Annotated in this window: 18 protein-coding genes; 12 read left to right on the top strand and 6 right to left on the bottom strand. The window is 70.1% G+C overall.

Features of this window, described 5'->3' with window-relative positions:
* Window positions 1-31: 31 nt before the first annotated feature.
* Both GLO27_RS00295 and GLO27_RS00290 read right to left on the bottom strand, forming a co-directional pair.
* Entirely contained in the window at window positions 32-2,005 is a 1,974-nt protein-coding gene (locus GLO27_RS00295) for a YhgE/Pip family protein (RefSeq protein WP_167253086.1), read from the bottom strand.
* The gene (locus GLO27_RS00290; protein ID WP_167253084.1) at window positions 2,002-4,803 is read right to left on the bottom strand and encodes an MMPL family transporter; all 2,802 of its coding nucleotides are present in this window, start codon (window positions 4,801-4,803) and stop codon (window positions 2,002-2,004) included. Before GLO27_RS00290 ends, GLO27_RS00295 begins: the two co-directional genes overlap by 4 nt.
* 131 nt (window positions 4,804-4,934) lie before the next feature.
* Here GLO27_RS00290 and GLO27_RS00285 point away from each other — a divergent pair, with 131 nt between their 5' ends.
* Window positions 4,935-5,558, top strand: a complete 624-nt coding sequence (locus GLO27_RS00285) for a TetR/AcrR family transcriptional regulator (protein WP_167253082.1) — start codon at window positions 4,935-4,937, stop codon at window positions 5,556-5,558.
* 42 nt (window positions 5,559-5,600) lie between these two features.
* Here the strand turns inward: GLO27_RS00285 and GLO27_RS00280 are convergent, their stop codons facing one another.
* Both GLO27_RS00280 and GLO27_RS00275 read right to left on the bottom strand, forming a co-directional pair.
* On the bottom strand, window positions 5,601-6,584 hold the full coding sequence (locus GLO27_RS00280) for an o-succinylbenzoate synthase (RefSeq protein ID WP_167253080.1): 984 nt from the start codon (window positions 6,582-6,584) through the stop codon (window positions 5,601-5,603).
* A 40-nt stretch (window positions 6,585-6,624) separates the two neighbouring features.
* On the bottom strand, window positions 6,625-7,644 hold the full coding sequence (locus GLO27_RS00275; protein ID WP_167253078.1) for a GNAT family N-acetyltransferase: 1,020 nt from the start codon (window positions 7,642-7,644) through the stop codon (window positions 6,625-6,627).
* Window positions 7,645-7,763: 119 nt separating this feature from the next.
* Here GLO27_RS00275 and GLO27_RS00270 point away from each other — a divergent pair, with 119 nt between their 5' ends.
* The 11 genes from GLO27_RS00270 (at window position 7,764) to GLO27_RS00220 (ending at window position 17,548) form a co-directional block, all read left to right on the top strand.
* A complete protein-coding gene (locus GLO27_RS00270) occupies window positions 7,764-8,096 on the top strand; it encodes a helix-turn-helix transcriptional regulator (protein ID WP_031206907.1) in 333 nt (110 codons plus the stop codon).
* A gap of 1 nt (window position 8,097) precedes the next feature.
* Window positions 8,098-9,102 (top strand): permease prefix domain 1-containing protein, encoded by a 1,005-nt coding sequence (locus GLO27_RS00265; protein ID WP_167253076.1) that lies wholly within the window; start codon window positions 8,098-8,100, stop codon window positions 9,100-9,102.
* Between the two features lie 10 nt (window positions 9,103-9,112).
* Window positions 9,113-10,033 carry a 1,4-dihydroxy-2-naphthoyl-CoA synthase gene (locus tag GLO27_RS00260; RefSeq protein WP_021198989.1) on the top strand — a complete coding sequence of 307 codons (921 nt, stop codon included), beginning with the start codon at window positions 9,113-9,115 and terminating at the stop codon, window positions 10,031-10,033.
* Window positions 10,034-10,061: 28 nt separating this feature from the next.
* On the top strand, window positions 10,062-11,216 hold the full coding sequence (locus GLO27_RS00255; protein ID WP_208323442.1) for an AMP-binding protein: 1,155 nt from the start codon (window positions 10,062-10,064) through the stop codon (window positions 11,214-11,216).
* Window positions 11,217-11,242: 26 nt separating this feature from the next.
* Entirely contained in the window at window positions 11,243-12,034 is a 792-nt protein-coding gene (locus GLO27_RS00250) for a class I SAM-dependent methyltransferase (RefSeq protein ID WP_021198991.1), read from the top strand.
* A 61-nt stretch (window positions 12,035-12,095) separates the two neighbouring features.
* Window positions 12,096-13,274, top strand: a complete 1,179-nt coding sequence (locus GLO27_RS00245; protein ID WP_021198992.1) for a histidine kinase — start codon at window positions 12,096-12,098, stop codon at window positions 13,272-13,274.
* Entirely contained in the window at window positions 13,271-13,906 is a 636-nt protein-coding gene (locus GLO27_RS00240) for a response regulator transcription factor (protein ID WP_021198993.1), read from the top strand. The genes GLO27_RS00245 and GLO27_RS00240 overlap by 4 nt, the downstream gene beginning before the upstream one ends.
* Before the next feature lie 103 nt (window positions 13,907-14,009).
* Window positions 14,010-14,771, top strand: a complete 762-nt coding sequence (locus tag GLO27_RS00235; protein WP_021198994.1) for an ABC transporter ATP-binding protein — start codon at window positions 14,010-14,012, stop codon at window positions 14,769-14,771.
* Window positions 14,768-16,228, top strand: coding sequence for an FtsX-like permease family protein (locus GLO27_RS00230; protein ID WP_167253074.1), 1,461 nt, complete (start codon window positions 14,768-14,770; stop codon window positions 16,226-16,228). The genes GLO27_RS00235 and GLO27_RS00230 overlap by 4 nt, the downstream gene beginning before the upstream one ends.
* Window positions 16,229-16,246: 18 nt before the next feature.
* Window positions 16,247-16,906: a 2-phosphosulfolactate phosphatase gene (locus GLO27_RS00225; RefSeq protein ID WP_021198996.1), complete on the top strand. Its 660-nt coding sequence runs from the start codon at window positions 16,247-16,249 to the stop codon at window positions 16,904-16,906.
* A gap of 138 nt (window positions 16,907-17,044) precedes the next feature.
* Window positions 17,045-17,548: a DUF3054 domain-containing protein gene (locus GLO27_RS00220; RefSeq protein ID WP_167253072.1), complete on the top strand. Its 504-nt coding sequence runs from the start codon at window positions 17,045-17,047 to the stop codon at window positions 17,546-17,548.
* 7 nt (window positions 17,549-17,555) lie between these two features.
* Here GLO27_RS00220 and GLO27_RS00215 read toward each other — a convergent pair whose 3' ends face one another.
* Window positions 17,556-18,044: a SprT-like domain-containing protein gene (locus GLO27_RS00215; protein WP_021198998.1), complete on the bottom strand. Its 489-nt coding sequence runs from the start codon at window positions 18,042-18,044 to the stop codon at window positions 17,556-17,558.
* Between the two features lie 46 nt (window positions 18,045-18,090).
* Complete coding sequence (locus tag GLO27_RS00210; RefSeq protein ID WP_021198999.1) at window positions 18,091-18,618, bottom strand: hypothetical protein; 528 nt, start codon at window positions 18,616-18,618, stop codon at window positions 18,091-18,093.
* Between the last annotated feature and the right edge of the window lie 21 nt (window positions 18,619-18,639).

The following is an 18,639-nucleotide window of genomic DNA, read 5'->3' as shown; positions in this document are numbered from 1 at the left end:
TCTCCGTTTTGGCAGGGAGGTGCGGACGACGTCAGGCCGTGGCGAGGACCGCCTTGGCCGAGGTCGTGCGTCGCAGCGTCACGGCGAGCGTCGTGGCCACGAGCGACAGCACGCCCCAGACCACGAGTGCCGCGACCGCGGAACCGCTCGGCGTGATCAGACCCGCGAAGGCCGGAGCCGTCGGGAGGGCGGCCCCGATGCCAGCCAGCCAGTCCGGCACGGTCGAGATCAGGCCGGTCGCGACCGCGAGCACTCCGACGAGGGCGGAGATCCAGCGTCCGACGCCCCCGAACAGGGCGACGAGGGCCTGGTTCACGGCGGCGAACACCACACCGGCGAGCACGGCCGTGCCCGCGAACGCCCACCAGGTGCCGGCGTCATAGCTCGCCACGATCTGCACGATCAGCGACACCAGGAGGCCCTGAGCCGCACCGACCAGCGCGGCCGGGGCGAAGGCCCGCAGCGCGAGAGTAGCGGATGACCGGCGTGAGGTGAGGGTGCGAGCGGTGTGTGCGCGCATCACCACGAACGACGCGAGACCGCCGAACCAGAGCACGACCGCCGCGAGCAGCGGGATCGCCGTCGGGCCGAAGATGGTGTTCATCGACGAGTTCGATGACACCGGGTCGGCGATCACCGAGGCGAGCGACTTCGACTCGGTGTCGCTGAACGAGGGCAGGGAATCGGATGCCGTGCGCAGCCCGCCTGCGAGGTCACCTGTGCCGGTCGCCAGGGTGTCGAGCCCGGTGGTCAGTTCGGTGGCTCCGTCGGCGAGGGCGGTCGCTCCGCCGGAGAGCTGGGTCGCGCCGGAGGCGAGGCCGCGGGCGCCGGTGGCCGACGCTCCGATGCCCTGGTCGGCGAGCTGGGTGAGGCCGCCTGAGAGCTGGGTGGCGCCTGCTCCGGCCTGCGACATGCTGGAGGCCAGCGTCGTGAACGTACCGGGGAGGGCGGCGACGCCATTCGCGACCTCGGGCGCGTTGAGGATGCCGGATGCCGTGCCGGCATCCGTCGCGACGGAACCGGCCTGCGTTGCGAGTGAGGTGTAGAGCGCGCACTCGGCCTGGTCCGCGACGGGGGGTGTGCAGGCGGCCTGGGCCATTCCGCCCAGCTGCTGGGCGAGAGCGACCGAGTCGTCTGCGGCGGAGCGTGCGGATGCCGAGGCGCTCTGGATCCCGCCGACGAGCTGCTGAACCCCGGCGACGCTTCCTTGCAGTTGCGCGCCGCCATCCGTCAGTCCGGCCCCGATCGCACCCGCGCCGGCCGCAGCCTCGCGCGTCTTGCCCGCGATCGTGTCGAGCCCGGAGGCGAGCGACGATGCCCCCGTCCCGAGCTCACCCGCACCGGAGGCCAGCTTCGTGGCGCCTTCGGGGATCGCTGCCGCTCCGGTGGCGGCATCGCGCGCGCCGTTCGCGAGCTTCACGGCGCCGTCTGCCGCCTCGCCGATCTGATCGCCGATGGTGGTGAAGCCGACGAGGATGTTCTCGGTCGTCGCCTCGGAGAGCATCGTGCCCATGGTCGAGGCGGCGACGTTCGCGATCTGGCCCGTGATGAGGTCGTCGGCGACGAGGCCGTCTTCCGGCGTGGTCACTTCGATGGTGGCCTGCTCGGCCTTTCCTCCGCCGTCGGAGATCGCGGTACCGGCCGAGGTGGCGGCGGACGAGAAGTCCTCGGGGATGGTGATGACGGCCTGGTAGGAGCCGTCGGCGAGACCGTCGGCGGCGTCGTCCTTATTCGAGATCACCCACGTGAGGTTCGAATCGAGGTCGTCCGACCCCTCCACGAGACCCGAAGCCAGCTGGCGTCCGAGGGGAGTCATCTGACCGTCGATGGTCACCGGCTCGTCGAGGTTGACGATGGCCGCGGTCATCGAGTCCAGGCGTTCGGTCGGGTTCTGCAGCGCCGCGACGAGGATGCCGCCCACCGCAGCCGGCAGCAGCAGCACGCCGAGGATGGTCAGCCAGGTGATGGGCTTGCGGGAGCGCGCGCGCTCGATGGGGAGGGTCATGCGGTCACCTCGGTGGAATCTGCGGTACTCCGGCGAGGAGTACGCGTGTCGAGAGTCTGGGGGTCGGGCCATCCGGCCTCGGCGAGGACGGCCCGTGCCGAGTCGGCATCGGAGGCGGTGGCGAACACCGCGAGCGTGCGGGAGGCCGCGGCATCGCGCAGCATGGCCGTCGCCTGGTCACGCTGGCCACCTGTCAGGCGGTCGAGTCCGTCGATCACGACGACCTGCGACTTCCCACGGAGCGCTTCGGAGAGGTCGTCGAGTGCGGCATCCGCGTCGTCGACCAGCACGCAGCCGACGTGCGCGCGCACCCAGGCCGCACGGCCGGGGAGCAGGTGTCCCGCGACGCGGAGCTTCCCGTCCGTCGGCACGAGGCGTCCGGCGACGGTGAGGGCCAGGGCCCGACGAGCCCGCAGATCGCCGCCCGTCGCGATGACCGCACCGCCCTCGGCGATGCGCATCGACAGGCCCTCGACGAGCGGCGCATCTGCGCTGATCTCGAGGTCGTCGGCCGCGACGACCGATCCGTCGCCGGGCCAGGCGGCCAGGTGGCGTTCGCGTTCGACCGCCTCGCCTTCGACGTCGACGCGGGGGAGGATCTTCTCCAGCCAGCGCGGGAGCTCCCAGGCACGCTCGCCCAGGATCGCCATGAGGGCGGGGATCAGCGTCATGCGCACCAGGAAGGCGTCGAATGCGATACCGGCGGCGAGGCCGAGTGCGATCGGTTTGAGCGACGAGTCGCCCTCGGGGACGAACGCGACGAAGACCGCGAACATGATGAGCCCGGCCGCGGTGACGACCTTCGCCGAGCCGGTGAAGCCGCTGCGCACGGCCCGGAGCGCGGCGGCCCGCCGGGTGGCACGGTTCGGGCTCGTCGCGTCCTTGTCATGCACGAAGTCCTCGCGCATGCGGGAGACCAGGAACACCTGGTAGTCCATCGCGAGACCGAACAGCACGCCCATCAGGATGATCGGCATGAAGCTGATGATCGGCCCGACCTTGGCGACGTGCAGCAGATCGGCGAACCAGCCCCACTCGAACACCGCGCCCACCACGCCGAAGGCGGCGACGATCGACAGCAGGTAGCCGACGGCGGCGGTGATCGGCACCCAGAGCGAGCGGAACACGATGGTCAGCAGGATCAGCGAGAGGCCGATCACGAAGATGCCGAAGGGCAGGAGCGCGTTGCCGAGCTGGTCGGAGATGTCGATGCCGACGGCCGTGAACCCGGTGACCTTGAGGTCGATGCCGAACTCGTCGAGCCATTCGTCGTGATGGCTGCGCAGCTCGCGCACGAGATCGGCGGTCGCCGGGTCGTCGGGGGCGGTCTCCGGGATGATCTGCACGATACCGGTGTCGGCCGTCTCGTTCGGCGTCGCGAGGGCGACCTCCTTGACGCCGGGGACCTTCGCCACGGCATCGCCGAGATCTTCCATCAGGGTGAGCGGATCGGTGGAGGTGACGATCGTGCCGGTGAGGATCAGTGGACCGTTGAAGCCGGGGCCGAACTGCTCCCCGACGAGGTCGTAGTTCTGGCGGGCCTCGGAGTCCTTCGGGAGCACACCGGCATTCGGCAGCGCGAGGTCGAGGCTCAGCGCGGGAACGGCCACGATCCCGAGTCCCAGGACGACGGCGAGAGAAACCAGCACGGGGTGCTTCATGACGCCGCCGACCCAGCGGGCGCTGCCCTTCACCGGGGCGACGACGTCCTTCGGCTCCTCCGACGCGTCGGAGGCGGTGCTCTTCTTCGCCTTCGACGCCTTGACCTTCTTCGGGCGGCCGACGACCCTGCCCTTCATGAAGCCGAGCAGAGCCGGGGTGAGGGTCACGGCGATCGCCACGGCGACGGCGACCGCGGCGGAGGCGGCGATGCCCATCGTGGTCAGGAACGGGATACCCGCGAAGCCGAGGCCGATCAGCGCGATGAGCACCGTGACGCCCGCGAACACGACAGCGGAGCCTGCGGTTCCTACGGCGCGCGAGGCGGACTCCTCCGGGTCCACGCCCGCGCGCACCTGATCCTGATGTCGAGCCATGATGAACAGTGCGTAGTCGATGCCGACCGCGAGCCCGAGCATGAGCGCCAGCAGCGGGGTGGTCGAGGAGACGGTCGCGAACGCGGTCGCGGTGAAGATGCCGGCCATCGAGATGCCGACGCCGAGGATCGCGGTGAGCAGGGGGAGGCCCGCCACCACGAATGAGCGGAACGTGACGATCAGCACGAGCAGGGCGATGAGCAGTCCGACCGCTTCGGTGAGGGTGACGCCGGGGATGGAGATCGCGAAGAGGTCGCCGCCGAGGGAGGTCTGCGAGCCCGCGGGGAGCTCGGCGTCGAGGTCGCTCACGACCGAACGCAGCGCATCCTTCGTCTCGTCCGAGACGTCGGTGGACTCGCCGTCGAACTGCACGCGCACGATGGCGGCGGTGTCGTCGTCGTTGATCATGCCCTTGACCATCTCGTCGTACGGCGAGGTGGCCGCGAGAACACCGTCGAGGTCGCTCAGCTCGTCGACCGCGCCCTCGATGTCGTCCCGGTACTCGTCATCCGTGATCTTGTCGCCGTCGGCCGCGACCACGATGAACTGCGCGTTCGTGCCGCTCACCTGCGGGAACGAGCGGGAGAGCTGCTCGAGCCCCGCCTGCGACTCCGTCCCGGGGATGGAGAACGTGTTGTCGGTTCCCGCGCCCAGCACGAGCGCTCCGGCGCCGGCGATGCCGAGCGCGAGCAGCCAGGACACGAGGACCCGCCACGGGTGCCGGAAGGACCAGCGTCCGAGCGAGGACAGGAGTGTGGACACGCGTTCCTCCGAGGGGTGCGGGGTGGATACACAGGTGTATCCAATACATAGATGTATCGTAAGGTGACCCGCCCGGCCAAGCCTGTGTGCGGGGTGTGAATCATGCGAGAGTGAAGGGTCAGGAGGTTTCGATGTCGACACCCGCAACCCGCAGCCGCGAGAACACGCGAGCCCGCCTGCTCGAGGCGGCGGCGCAGGTCTTCGCCGAAGTCGGGCTCGATGGAGCGTCGGTGGAGGCCGTCTGCGAGCGTGCCGGTTTCACCCGCGGTGCGTTCTACTCGAACTTCGAGTCCAAGGACGAGCTGTTCCTCATGCTCGCCGCCAGCGTCTCCGAGGTGCGCGTGAACGCGGTGCGCACCCGCGTCGAGGAGCTGACGGCCGCCGGTGCCCTGGTCGAGGGGTGCGATCCGATCGACCTCGTGCAGCAGATCATGGAGCTCGGCGGAGACGACCGTCTCGGTGTCATGCTGCTCAGCGAGATCCGTATCCGTGCACTGCGCGACGCGAGGTTCGGCGAGGCCTACCTCGCGCAGGAGCGCGAGATGGTCTCGAGCATCGCGCAGATCGTCGACGACATCGTCACCGCGGGCCTGCTGCGCCTTCGACTGCCGGCCGAGACGGCTGCCCGCATGCTCATGATCATCTGGGAGGGCATGACCGTGCGCGGCGCCATGGCGGGCCAGGATGACGCCCAGCTGCGGCACTCCGGTGGCGAAGAGCTCGGTCGTCTGGTGCAGCTGCTCATCGAGCGGTAGTCCGCAGGTTCGCCGGGGTGGAGGTGGAGGGGTCCACCCCGCTCAGCGCGCGCTGTTCGAGAGCTCGTAGTGGCAGCGGGCGAGTCGGGCGAACCACCACTCGCGACGCTCGTCCGAGGCGGCGAGACGGTTGAGGGACTCGGCATCGGGCGTCACGCGGCGGACCGGGATCGTGCCGTCGACGGGACGCAGGTCCGCCACGTCGTCGAGGAAGAGCGACGCCGTGCCGAGCCCGCAGTCGTAGTCGAGCGACGGGAGCGCGGCAGCGAGTGCGGCCCCCTGTGACAGGCCGACCGCCGTGTCCAGGGCACTGGAGACCACGACGGGCAACCCCGCGGCGGTGACGATCTGCAGGGCGTGGGTGATGCCGCCCAGCGGCTGGGCCTTGATCACGAGCAGATCCGCGGCGCCGGCACGTGCGACCGCGAGCGGGTCGGTCGACTTGCGCACGCTCTCGTCGGCCGCCACCGGGATGCCCATGTACTTCACGCGCCGGCGCAGTTCCGCCAGCTCCGGCACCGTCGCGCACGGCTGTTCCACGTACTCCAGGTCATATTCGCCGAGCGCGTGCACCGCGTGCTCGGCCTCGTCGACGTTCCACGCGCCGTTCGCGTCGACGCGGACGCGTCCCTCCGGCCCCATGACCTCCCGCACGGCGCGCACTCGCGCCACGTCGTCGGCCAGAGTCTGGCCCGGTTCGGCGGCCTTGACCTTGGCCGTGCGGCATCCGGGGAACCGTGCCAGCAGCTCGGACACGCGCTCCGGATCGATCGCCGGCACCGTGGCGTTCACGCCGACTCGGTCGCGCAGCGGCTCCGGCTGCGCACGCCACGCATAGTCGATCGCGGCGGCGAGCCACGTCGTCGCCTCCGCATCCTCGTACTCCACGAACGGGGAGAACTCCGCCCACCCTTCCGGCCCCTCGAAGAGCAGGGCCTCCCGCACGTCCACGCCACGGAAGCGGCTGTGCATCGGGAGGGCGACGACCCTGGCCGAGTCGAGCAGGTCTGCGAGTGGCGGGATCATGTGCCCATTCTGTCCCCGCGGCGTCTCTGAGCGCCGCACGTCAGGCCAGGTGTTTCTGCAACTCGCCCATCCGCTCGGTGGGGGCGAACCCGAGCAGGGTGTTGACGGCGAGCATGTGGGCGTTCGACTCGGCGTTGTAGGTGTAGACCGCCCGTGCCTGCGGCGCCGCGTGCTGCAGCAGGCGGAGATTGGCGATCTTCACCGCGGTGCCGAGGCGGTGGCCGCGATCCGAGCGACGTACGAGTGTTCCCCACTGGTAGGCGTTGCCGTCGTCCCCCGACACGACCAGCTGGGTGTAGGCGACCGCCTCGCCCTGTGGGTCGAGGGCGATCGTGCCGATCGACAGACGGTTCTGCCGGATGAGGAGGTCCTCGTGCTCGCGGATGCTCTCCACATCGGGCTTCGCGGGTTCGATGTCGAGATCGCCGCTGGGCGCTTCGGTGTCGATCGAGGCATCGAGGATCGCCCAGCCTTCGACGACATCATCCGGTACCGGCCCGACCCAGCTGCGGATCGTGTAGCCCTGGATCGCGGCGGCGATGTCGGCGTCGATGCCGTCGAGCACCGTCGGCGCGACGGGAAGTGCGAGCCTGTTCTGCACATCGCCGAGCGCGAGCGCGTAGCCGTGTCGACGAGCGAACTCCCGGCCAGGGTCGCCGGAACCGTCGGAGCCGAGCTCGTACCGCCACGAGGTGTCGCCCTGCGCGGTGGTGCGTCCGGCGGCCGCGGCTTCGCTTTCGAGGAACGCGAGGGCGGCGGACCCGACTCCGCGCCGTCGGTGCGCGAGGGGCACATCGATGTCGAGGTAGGCGACGTGCGTGTTGTCCTTCAGCGGGAGGGTGAGGCTCGCGGCACCCACGACGAGGCCGTCGTCGTGCAGCAGGAAGGCGCGCCGCTCGTTGACCCGCGACTCCTGCTGCAGCTCGCTGCGGGTCTCCTCCCGGGACCAGACGGGGATGTCGTCCCCGCGGTCTGCGCGCTCGGCGGACGCATAGGCGTCCCACCAGGCATCCACCGCAGCGGCGTCGAACGGGTCGATGCGCGTGATCTCGAGCGTCATGTCTCCACGGTACTTTCCCGCCTCGACACTCTCCCGTCTCGATGCTCTCTCGTCTCGCCTTGGATCGCGCATAAATGTGTGATTGACAATGGTGTGTGACGCACAGTAATGTGATCGTCATGAACGAGACGCTCGACACGCACCTGCAGGAACTGCGGCGCGGCACCGTGGTGCTCGCCTGCCTGCAGCTGCTGCGCACGCCGGGGTACGGCTATTCGCTGCTCGAGCAGCTCGAGCAGCGCGGCTTCGCTACCGACGCGAACACCCTCTATCCGCTGCTCCGCCGCCTGGAGAAGCAGGAGTACCTCACGAGCGAGTGGAACACCGACGAGGCGCGGCCCCGCAAGTTCTACCGCACCTCCGACGCCGGCATCCGCCTCGCCGACACCCTCACCGACGAATGGCGATCACTCACCATCGCGATCGCGTCCCTCACCGCAGAGGAGAACTGACATGACCACGACGGTCACACTCACCGAGCGCTACATCAGCGCGACGATCCGCAGTCTGCGCCCCGACGCCCAAGCCGACGTCCGCGCTGAGCTCGAGGCCTCCATCGCCGACGCGATCGAGGCCAGGGTCGAGCAGGGGGAGGCGCCGGAGTCGGCAGAGCGCGCAGTGCTCACCGAACTCGGCGACCCGGGAATCCTGGCCGCAGGCTACGCGGATCGCCCGCTCTACCTCATCGGGCCGCGCTTCTACTTGACCTGGTGGCGGCTGCTCAAGCTGCTGCTGATCATCGTTCCCGTCTGCGTTCTGGGCGGCGTCGCGCTGGGACAGACCATCTCCAACGCCCCCGTCGGGGAGATCATCTCGACCTCGATCCTCGCGACCGGTGGTGCGATCCTGCACATCTGCTTCTGGACCACGCTCGTGTTCGTCATCCTCGAGCGCTCGAACAGCACGACCGCGATCGAGAAGTGGGATCTGGATCAGCTGCCGGAGCCGACAGAGAAGGGAGTGGGGCGGAGTGAGCTGATCGCCTCGCTCGTCTTCCTCGGCATCGCGATCGGTGCTCTCCTCTGGGATCGCTTCCGTGGTTTCGTCCACGTCGACGGCGGGGCGTTGCCGATCTTGAATCCGCAGTTGTGGCCGTGGGGGATCGGCGTCCTGTTACTGCTCATCGTCGCGGAGGCGGTGTTCGCCGTCGTCCTCTACCGCAGGGGACGCTGGAGCACCGGACTGGCCGTGGTGAACACGGTGCTCGCCGTCGCGTTCCTCGCCTGGGTTCTCGTGCTGCTGCTGACCGGTGACCTGGTGAATCCGGAGTTCCTCGCGCAGATCACCGCAGCAGGCGGGGAGGAGTTCGCGTCAGGGCGGGCGGAGTCGGCCGACGAAGGCGGGGTGTTCCGCATCCTCGCCGTCCTGTTGGGGTTCGGCATCGCGGTGGGCGTCGGTTGGGACATCGTCGACGGCTGGATGAAGACCTGGCGGGCGCGGCGTGGGCGCGAGGAATAGGCTGGATGCCGTGACCACCGCCTTCGTCTCCGATCTGTTCGACCCGGCCGAATGGGTGCTCGCGCCCGGGGCGGAGGACTACACCGACATCACCGCTCACGTCTCGCGAGACGGCGGTGTCGCACGCATCGCGTTCAACCGGCCGGAGGTGCGCAACGCCTTCCGTCCGCACACCGTCGACGAGCTCTATCGCGCACTCGACATCGCCCGGCAGGATGCGCGCATCGGCGCGGTGCTGCTCACGGGAAACGGACCGAGCCCGAAGGACGGCGGCTGGGCGTTCTGCTCCGGCGGCGACCAGCGCATCCGCGGTCGTGACGGGTACAAGTACTCCGACGCGGAGACGGCGATCGTCGACGGGGCGAGCCGCGCAGCGGTCGGCCGCCTGCACATCCTCGAAGTGCAGCGCCTCATCCGCTTCATGCCCAAGGTCGTCATCGCGGTGGTACCGGGATGGGCTGCCGGTGGCGGACATTCCCTGCACGTGGTGTGCGATCTCACCATCGCCTCGGCCGAAGAGGCGCGCTTCAAGCAGACCGATGCGGATGTCGGCAGCTTCGACGCCGGCTACGGCTCGGCGTACATGGCCCGTCAGACCGGTCAGAAGTTCGCCCGTGAGGTGTTCTTCCTCGCCGAGGAGTACTCGGCGCAGCGTGCCTACGAGATGGGCGCCGTGAACCGGGTGGTGCCGCATGCCGAGCTCGAGCGCGAGGCGCTGAAGATGGCGCGCACCGTACTCACGAAATCTCCCACGGCGATCCGCATGTTGAAGTTCGCCTTCAACGCGGTCGACGACGGATTGGTCGGCCAGCAGGTCTTCGCGGGGGAGGCCACCCGCCTCGCCTACGGCACCGACGAAGCCGTCGAGGGCCGCGACTCGTTCCTCGAGAAGCGCGACCCGGACTGGTCGTCCTTCCCCTGGCACTACTGACCAGGGCAGCCCAGAGTCGGAGACGCGCATGACCGCCCTGATCCCCACGGATGCCGAAGATCCGGTTCGCCTGCGAGAGGCCCTGCAGCGCGCGCTCGACGGCGGTCCGGCGCTGGGGCTCGGGATGGTGACCGGCGCCCCGGAGGACGTGGCGGACGGCCTCGCCGCCGTGATCGCGACCTCGGGGTCGAGTGGGGTGCCGAAGCGGGTCGCGCTCAGCGGGGAGGCCCTGCGGGCGAGCGCCGAGGCCACGGCCGCGCGGATCGGGAGCGGTCGCTGGCTGCTCGCCCTTCCCGCCGGCTACGTGGCGGGACTGCAGGTGCTGGTCCGCTCGATCCTCGCGGACACGCAGCCCGCGCGGATCGAGGGCCGCTTCTCGCCGACATCGTTCGCCGAGGCGACCCTCGAGATGCTGCGGCCATCGCCAGGGGCCGGGGTCCCGGAGCTGTTCACGTCGCTCGTCCCGGCGCAGGTCGCGACTCTGCTCGACGCCGCGGACGACACCGCCGTCCGTGCCGCATTGACGGCCTACCGGGCGATCCTGGTGGGCGGGCAATCGCTCCCCGAACCGTTGCGCGAGCGTGCCGCCGATCTGGGGGTGCGTCTGGTGCGCACCTACGGTTCGACCGAGACCAGCGGCGGCTGCGTCTACGACGGCGTTCCTCTCGACACGGTCGGCGTGCGCACGGTCGACGGCGAGCTGCGTATCGCGGGCCCCATGCTCGCCGAGGGATACCTCGGTGACGGATCGCTGACCGCGCGTACGTTCGTGCGCGACGAGCACGGCATCCGCTGGTACCGGACCGGGGATCTCGGTCTCGTCGAAGACGGTGTCGTCCGGGTGCACGGCCGTGCCGACAACGTGATCGTGTCCGGAGGGATCAACATCTCGCTCGATCGTGTCGAGCGGGTCGTCCGCCGGATCGCGGGGCTGCACGAGGCGGTGGTGGTCGGCGTGGAGGACGAGCGCTGGGGCGAGGCGTCCGTGATCGTCGCGGCCCGGGGCGAGGTGCTGCGTCGCAGCGAGTCGGAGCAGCTCGCGCAGGCGCGCGACGCGGTCGAGAACGAACTCGGCAAGCATGCCCGACCGGCTCGTCTGATCATGGTGGACGAGATCGAGGTGCTGTCCTCCGGCAAACCCGACCGCGAGGCCATCCGCCGCATGGTCGCGCGACTGCGCTGAGGGCGGGCTCTGCCAGACTGAACCGCATGGCCTCGTACACGCATGGACACCACGAATCCGTCCTCCGCTCGCACAACGTGCGCGACATCGCGAACTCGGCCGCGTACCTCCGCCCCCACCTCACGTCCACGACCCGCCTTCTCGATGTCGGCGCGGGCCCCGGCAGCATCACGGTCGACTTCGCCGGCATCGTCGCGCACGTGACCGCGACCGAGATCGACGAGGATGCGCTGTCGCTCTCCCAGGGACTCGCGGCCGACCGGGGCCTGACGAACCTCGACTTCTCGGTCGAGGACGTGCACGCACTGGGCTTCGCCGACGACTCCTTCGACGTCGTGCACGCACATCAGGTGCTGCAGCACGTCGGCGACCCGGTGCAGGCATTTCGGGAGATGCGCCGCGTCACTGTTCCCGGCGGGATCGTCGCCGCGCGCGATGCCGACTACGCGGGCTTCCTCTGGTTCCCCGTGCTGCCCGAGCTCGACCGCTGGCTGGCGCTGTACCGTGCGGCCGCACGAGCCAACGGCGGCGAGCCGGATGCCGGTCGCCGTCTGCTGTCCTGGGCGCGGGCCGCAGGCTTCACCGATATCACCGCGACGGCCTCCACCTGGTGCTACGCGTCACCCGCCGAGCGCGCCTGGTGGGGTGGGATGTGGGCCGACCGCATCCTCGAATCCGCCCTCGCGCGGCAGCTCGTCGACAGCGACATGGCCACGCGCGCCGATCTGCAGGAGATCAGCGATGCGTGGAGGCGCTGGGCCGACGACGGCGACGGCTGGTATCTGGTGCCGCACGGCGAGATCCTCGCCCGCGCCTGACGGACGCGGATACATCCCACGACGGATGCCGGCGCGAGGGCCCCTCGCGTAGCGTGGGGGAGTGATCCGCCCGCTCTCTCGTACGGCGCTGACCCTCGACATCGTCGGGGCGGCGCTGCTCTTCCTCGTGCTCGTGCCGATGTCGCTGGTGTTCTACGGGCCCGGAACGGGGAACACCGCGATCGGGGGAGCAGCGGTCGCTGGCATCGTCATCGCGAGCGTCCTGATGTCGGGCGGCGTCGCCATCGGCCGGCTCGCCCCCGGGTGGGCGCTCGTTGCCGCATGGGCCGGCGCCGTGCTGCAGATGCTCTCCGGGTTCGGACCGTTGCCGATCGACATCGCGATCCTGCTCGTGCTGTACGCCACCTCCGCCTGGGGCACACGCCGCGTGCTCTGGTGGGGATTCGGTTCGGCGCTGTTCGGCGGCCTGGTCGCTGCCGTGTTCATGGTCATCGTCAACGGCGTCGCCTTCGGCACGGGCAGCGGGTGGGAGAAGGTCAGCGCGGGCACACTGCTGCTCGTCGTCTCCGTCATGGCGCTCGGGTTCGCCTGGGTGTGCGGGCTGCTGTGGCGCGTCGTCCTGCGCGCTCGCCGCACCCGGTCGGCCCAGCTGCAGGCGGAGTCGCTCGCCGCGGAGGAGCAGGAGCGGGTGCGGATCGCGCGCGACATGCACGATGTGGTCGCCCACTCGCTCGCGGTGGTGATCGCGCAGGCCGACGGGGCCAGGTACGCGGCCGCGGTGAAGCCCGAACTCGCGACCGAGGCGCTCGGCACCATCGCCCAGACGGCGCGTGGCGCCTTGAGCGACGTGCGGATGCTGCTCACACAGCTACGGCACCGGCAGGGCGACGGCCCGCAGCCCACGCTCGCCGACCTCGAAGCGCTGTTCTCGCAGGTGCGGCAGGCCGGAATCGAACCGCGGGTCACCGTCGACCCGATGCCGCCGGGGGAGCCGCCGGCGGCCATCCAGCTCGCGGTCTACCGCATCCTGCAGGAAGCGCTCACGAACGCGATCCGGCATGGGGACGGCGCGGTCGACGTGCACCTCGCCTGGCTCGCGGACCGCGTCGACGTCGATGTGCGCAACACCGTCACGGGGGAAGCGACGGTGTCTCCCGGCGGGCACGGTGTCATCGGCATGCGCGAGCGTGCGCAGCTCGTCGGCGGTAGTCTGCAAGCCGAGCGCCGAGGGGCACAGTTCGTCGTCCACGCCACGCTCCCGATCGGAGTCTCCGAATGATCAGAGTCGTGCTCGTCGACGACCAGGCGCTCTTCCGTGCCGGGATCCGCATGCTCGTCGCCTCCCAGCCCGACCTCGAAGTCGTCGGAGAAGCCGGCGACGGCAAGGAGGCGCTCGAGGTCGTCCGCACGACCCGGCCCGACGTGGTGCTGATGGACATCCGGATGCCGGTCATGGACGGGCTCACGGCGACCGCCGAGATCCTGGCACGCCCGGAACCGCCGCGCGTCGTCATGCTCACGACGTTCGACCTCGACGAAGCGGCGGCACGGGCCATCCGGCAGGGCGCGAGCGGCTTCCTCCTCAAGGATGCCGATCCGGAGTTCCTGCTCGCCGCGATCCGCACGGTGCACTCGGGCTCGAGCGTGATCGCCGCCGCCGCGACACGCGACCTGTTCGAGCACTTCGCCGAAGCACCCAAGCCCGTGCCGCCGCAGTACGCCGACCTCACGGACCGCGAGCGGGAGATCTTCGCGCTCGCCGCCCGGGGGCTCTCGAACGCCGAGATCGCCGGCCGGGAGTACCTGAGCGAGGCGACCGTGAAGACCCACATCAGCCGCATCCTCAGCAAGCTCGCGCTGCGCGACCGCGTACAGCTGGTGGTCTTCGCGTTCGAGCACGGCCTCGCCTGAACGCCGTTCCGCGGGCGGAGTCCGCGGATCATCCTTGCGATGTATGCGGAAGGGTCCCCGGGAGCGATGACCGGCGAGGTACCGCGGAAATAGCGTCGGATGCATGGAGATCACGACCACCGACCTGGGGCTCGCCGCCCGCGTCCAGCACCTGAAGAAGACCTACGGCTCCGGTGAGGGCACCGTCCATGCGCTGGACGACGTCAGCGTCGGCATCCGCCGCGGACAGTTCACCGCCATCATGGGGCCATCGGGCTCCGGCAAGTCCACCCTGATGCACATCATGGCGGGGCTCGACAGCCCCACCGAGGGACGGGCCTGGATCGGTGACACCGAGATCACAGGTCTCGGCGACATCGATCTGACGATCCTCCGGCGTCGACGGGTCGGCTTCATCTTCCAGGCCTTCAACCTCGTGCCGACGCTCGACGCTCTCGGCAACATCATGCTGCCGTTCGAGCTCGACGGTCGTCGTCCGAGCGCGATCGAGAGGGCGCGCATCGACGGACTGATCGAGACGCTCGGGCTCGGCTCGCGTCTCTCTCACCGCCCGCATCAGCTGTCCGGCGGGCAGCAGCAGCGTGTGGCGATCGCCCGAGCCCTGGCCACGGCACCGGATCTGGTGTTCGCGGACGAGCCCACGGGCAACCTCGACTCGAAGACCGGACGCGAGGTGCTGCGTCTGCTCGCCACCGCGAGCCGTGAGCACGGCCAGTCCATCGCGATGGTCACGCACGACGCGATCGCGGCGAGCCATGCCGACCGCGTGCTCTACCTCGGTGACGGACGCATCGTCGCCGACCACCCGCGCCAGACCGCAGAAGAGATCTCGGCCTACATGCTCGCCGCCGAGGTGGCAGCATGACCGCCGTCGCCACGGTCGTCCCCGAGACCCGCGCGACCGGTCCTCGACTGGCCTGGCTGCGAGACCGGGGGATGGGCGCGAGCGTCCTGGTCGCCGCGCTGTCCGCCGCGTTCGGAGTGCTCCTGGTCGAGATCACGGCCTACATCGGCGCCGTGCTGCAGGCCGATCCCTTCATCGGCGACAGCGGGACGCTCGCGTTCGTGGTTGCACTGCTGTCGGTGCTGCTGACGGTCGTCGCGATGTACGTCGCCGCGATCGTCACCGCGAACACCTTCTCGACGATCATCGCCGGACGCACCCGTCAGATCGCGCTCATGCGTCTGATCGGGGCGACCGCGCGCTCGCAGCGGGCTCAGGTCGGCACGCAGGGGCTCGTCGTCGGGCTGCTCGGGGCGGCGATCGGCATGCTCGCGGGTCTCGTGCTCGCGGTCGTCGGGGTGCAGGTCGGCGGGCAGCTGATCGCCAACGCCCCGACCGACTTCTCCCTCGTGCAGCCGTTCGTGGCGCTGCCGGCGATCGGCGTGGCCCTCACGACCTGGGCGGCGGCATGGGCGGGTTCCCGCCGTGTGCTGTCGGTGACGCCTCTGCAGGCGCTCGGCGGGTCTGTCGAGCGCACGCACGACGACGTCTCCGGCACGCCGGGTCGGCACATCGGCGCCTGGGTGCTGCTGATCGCCGGTGCCGCGCTCCTCGTGGGCGGGGTGCTGATCGGTCTCGTCACGCCGCTCGGGGTCGTCGTCGCCTTCTTCGGCGGTGTGCTCTCGTTCACGGGCCTGGCTCTCGGATCCGTGCTGTTCATGCCCCCGGTCCTGCGACTGGTGGGGCGGATGTTCGGATCGAGCGCGACGGCTCGTCTCGCGGCCGAGAATGCGCTGCGCTACCCGGAACGCTCGTCGAGGATGGCGATCGGCGTGGTCATGGGCGTGACCTTGGTGACGATGTTCGCCGTGGCCCTCGAGTCGGCCAAGCGGCTGATGATGAGCCAGACCACCGGAGAGGTTCCTGCGGCGTTCTTCGCCCCGATGGACGCTTTCGCGGCGGTGATGATGGTGCTGGTCGCCGTCTCGGCCGTGATCGCGGCGGTCGGGCTCGTGAACCTGCTCACTATCGGCGTGGTGCAGCGTCGTCGCGAACTGGGGCTGCTGCGCTCGATCGGGCTGTCCAATCGCCAGGTGCGACGGATGGTGCTGCTCGAGGCGACCCACATCACGGTCGCCGCGACGCTGACGGGACTCGTGCTGGGCGTGGTGTACGGCTGGATCGCCGCGCAGTCGCTGCTCGGATCGGTGCCGACCCTGCCGGACTTCGTTCCCGCGGGACTCATCGCTCCGCAGATCCCGTGGATCCCCGTCGCCATCATCGTCGTCGCGACGGCGGTGCTGACGCTGGTGGCGGCGGCGACGCCCACCCGACTGGCGACCAGGGTGGCCCCGGTCGAGGCGCTCGCGGCGGACTGACGCCTCTAGGCTTGTCGGATGCCGTCGCCGTTCGATCAGTCCACCTACCAGGTCCGCCTCGACTGGGGCACCGCGGGTCTCGCCCGCCTCGCCGATGCCGACGTCGTCGTGGTCGTCGATGTGCTGCGGTTCTCCTCCACGGTCATCGATGCCACGGCGTCCGGCTCTGCGGTCGCGCTCGCGGAGGCGGAGGGGTGGTCGCGGAACGGGGCGGCCGTCGTCGCTGCGGCTCCCTCCGAGGCGACGGTGCTCGTCGGCGGCATCCGCAACGCGGCGGCCGTCGCACGGGCCGTGCAGACCATCCAGGAGCGACGGCAGGCACGCACCTCTGTCGCGGTGATCGCGGCCGGCGAGCTGGATGAGGCGGGTGCGCTGCGGTTCGCCGTCGAGGATCAGCTCGGGGCCGGTGCGATCGTCTCGGCGCTCTCGGATCGGGGTATCGATCACACGGCTCCGGACGCCGCGGTCGCCGCCGAGGGCTTCCACGCCCTGCGCGGCGCGGTGCGGCACATGATCGGTGCGAGCGGATCCGGCCGTGAGCTCGCCGCCGGCGTCGTCGCGACCGCCCGCATCGAAGCATCGGGTCTGATTCCGACCTCCGTGGCGGATGCCGCCGTCCTCGATGCGGTCGACGTCGTCCCGGTGCTCCACGAGGGATCGTTCGTCCGCTTCGACTGATGCGCATGCCCACCCCGTTCGGAGGATTTCTCCCCGACGGGCGGACGCGCGGCCGCAGGACATCCTCCCGACACGGAGATCTCCGCCGGTCACCGCGGGGCAGGCGCCGACACGGCCGCGGGCACGTAGGGTCGTGGCATGAGGTACCTTCCCGCTGTCGTCGTCGATGTCGTGCTCGTGCTGATCTTCGCCGCGATCGGTCGCGCGTCCCACGATGAGAACCCTGCGGGGTTCCTGCTCACGGCATGGCCGTTCCTGATCGCTCTGCTCGTGGGCCATCTCCTCGCCGCGCTGCTGCCCGGCCGCCCCCGTCGTCCCTGGTCGCTGCCATGGGGTGCAGTGGTGTGGGCCGTCACGGTCGCGGGTGGGATGCTCATCCGTGTGCTCAGCGGCGACACGGCGGAGCTGCCGTTCATCATCGTGGCGACGCTCGTGCTCGGGGCGTTCCTGGTCGGCTGGCGCGCGATCGCAGCCCTGCTGCGTCGTCGGCGCAGCGCTGCCGATGTGACCGTGGAATCCGGCGCGGCGGTCGATTCCGGCGCGGCGGTCGATTCCGGCGCAGTGGTCGATTCCGGCGCGGCCGTCGAACCCGGCGCAGCACTGACGACCGATGCGGAGAGCCGCGACGACCCGAAGGGCTGAGCCGCGGTCAGCGCGGCATCTGCGCGGCGAGGCGTACGTCGGTCGAGATCTCCCGTCGGGTCCAGGCGAAGAGATGGCGGGAGTCGAATGTGCGCGAGCACCGGGCGCACGATGTCGGTCTCGTCGGGCGGCGGTGCCGGTAGGTGACGTGACCTGCGGGGCAGCTGCCCACCCAGGGGGCGAGCTCCTCGGCCGTCTCACCGTGGTGGGTCGTTCCCCCGACGTAGCCGAGATCACGGGCGACGCGCTTCCACGCGGGACCATGCGCAGCGGCGTGACCGGCGAGGGCGTGCGCGACCTCATGCAGCAGCACCTGATGGATGTCGTCGTCTTCGAAGCGTGCGGCGAGATAGCGGGACACGGTGATGCGCTTCTTCGTGTAGTCGCACTGCCCGGCCCGCCGCTTGGCGTTGTCGAAGCCGAACGACCAGCTGTCGTCGAGGTGCAGCGTGATCAGTGCTTCGCCCCAGACGCGCACACGGTCGAGTTCCGCCATGCGATCAGGCTAAGCCATGCCGCCGACATCGCGGTGACACGAAGACTCAGCCCGCGATGAGCTGCGGCGGGCGGCGCCGCTCGACAGCCTCGATGGCCAGGAGCGCTGTCTCGAGCTCGCGGTCTTCCGCACCCGACTCACGCCGGAGGAACAACGACTGCTTGAAGCTCTCCCTGGCGGTCTCGTAGTCGCCTGCGTCGTAGGCGTTCTTGCCGTGGTGCTGGTACGCGAACGCGGCGATCGACAGCCAGCGCTGCCCCTCCGCCTCGGTCGCGCAGGTCGAGAGCTCCTGTTCGGCTGCGGCGTGCGCGCCCCGATACTGCAGGATCGTGGCGTGCAGCACGCGGGCGCGCAGAACGTCCTTCCGGGTGCCGGCCATGCGCGCCTGACGCACCGTCTCATCGGCCAGCGCGAGCGCCTCGTCGAGGCGGTCGAGCACTTTCAGCAGCCACACGCGCTCCAGCAGAGCGGGCAGACTGCGCTGCGAATCGATCTCCGCGAGTCGTGCCTCGCACTCATCGAGATCGACCTTCTCGCGGAGGGTGTCCTGGTCGTATCCCCGGATCAAACTCATTGCTCTCCTTCCGCAGCGTCC

The sequence above is a fragment of the Microbacterium sp. Be9 genome (genome assembly GCF_011754135.1).
Classification (GTDB): Bacteria; Actinomycetota; Actinomycetes; order Actinomycetales; family Microbacteriaceae; genus Microbacterium; species Microbacterium maritypicum_A.
Note: the sequence above shows the minus strand (reverse complement) of the source record. Positions and strands in the feature narration are given on the sequence as shown.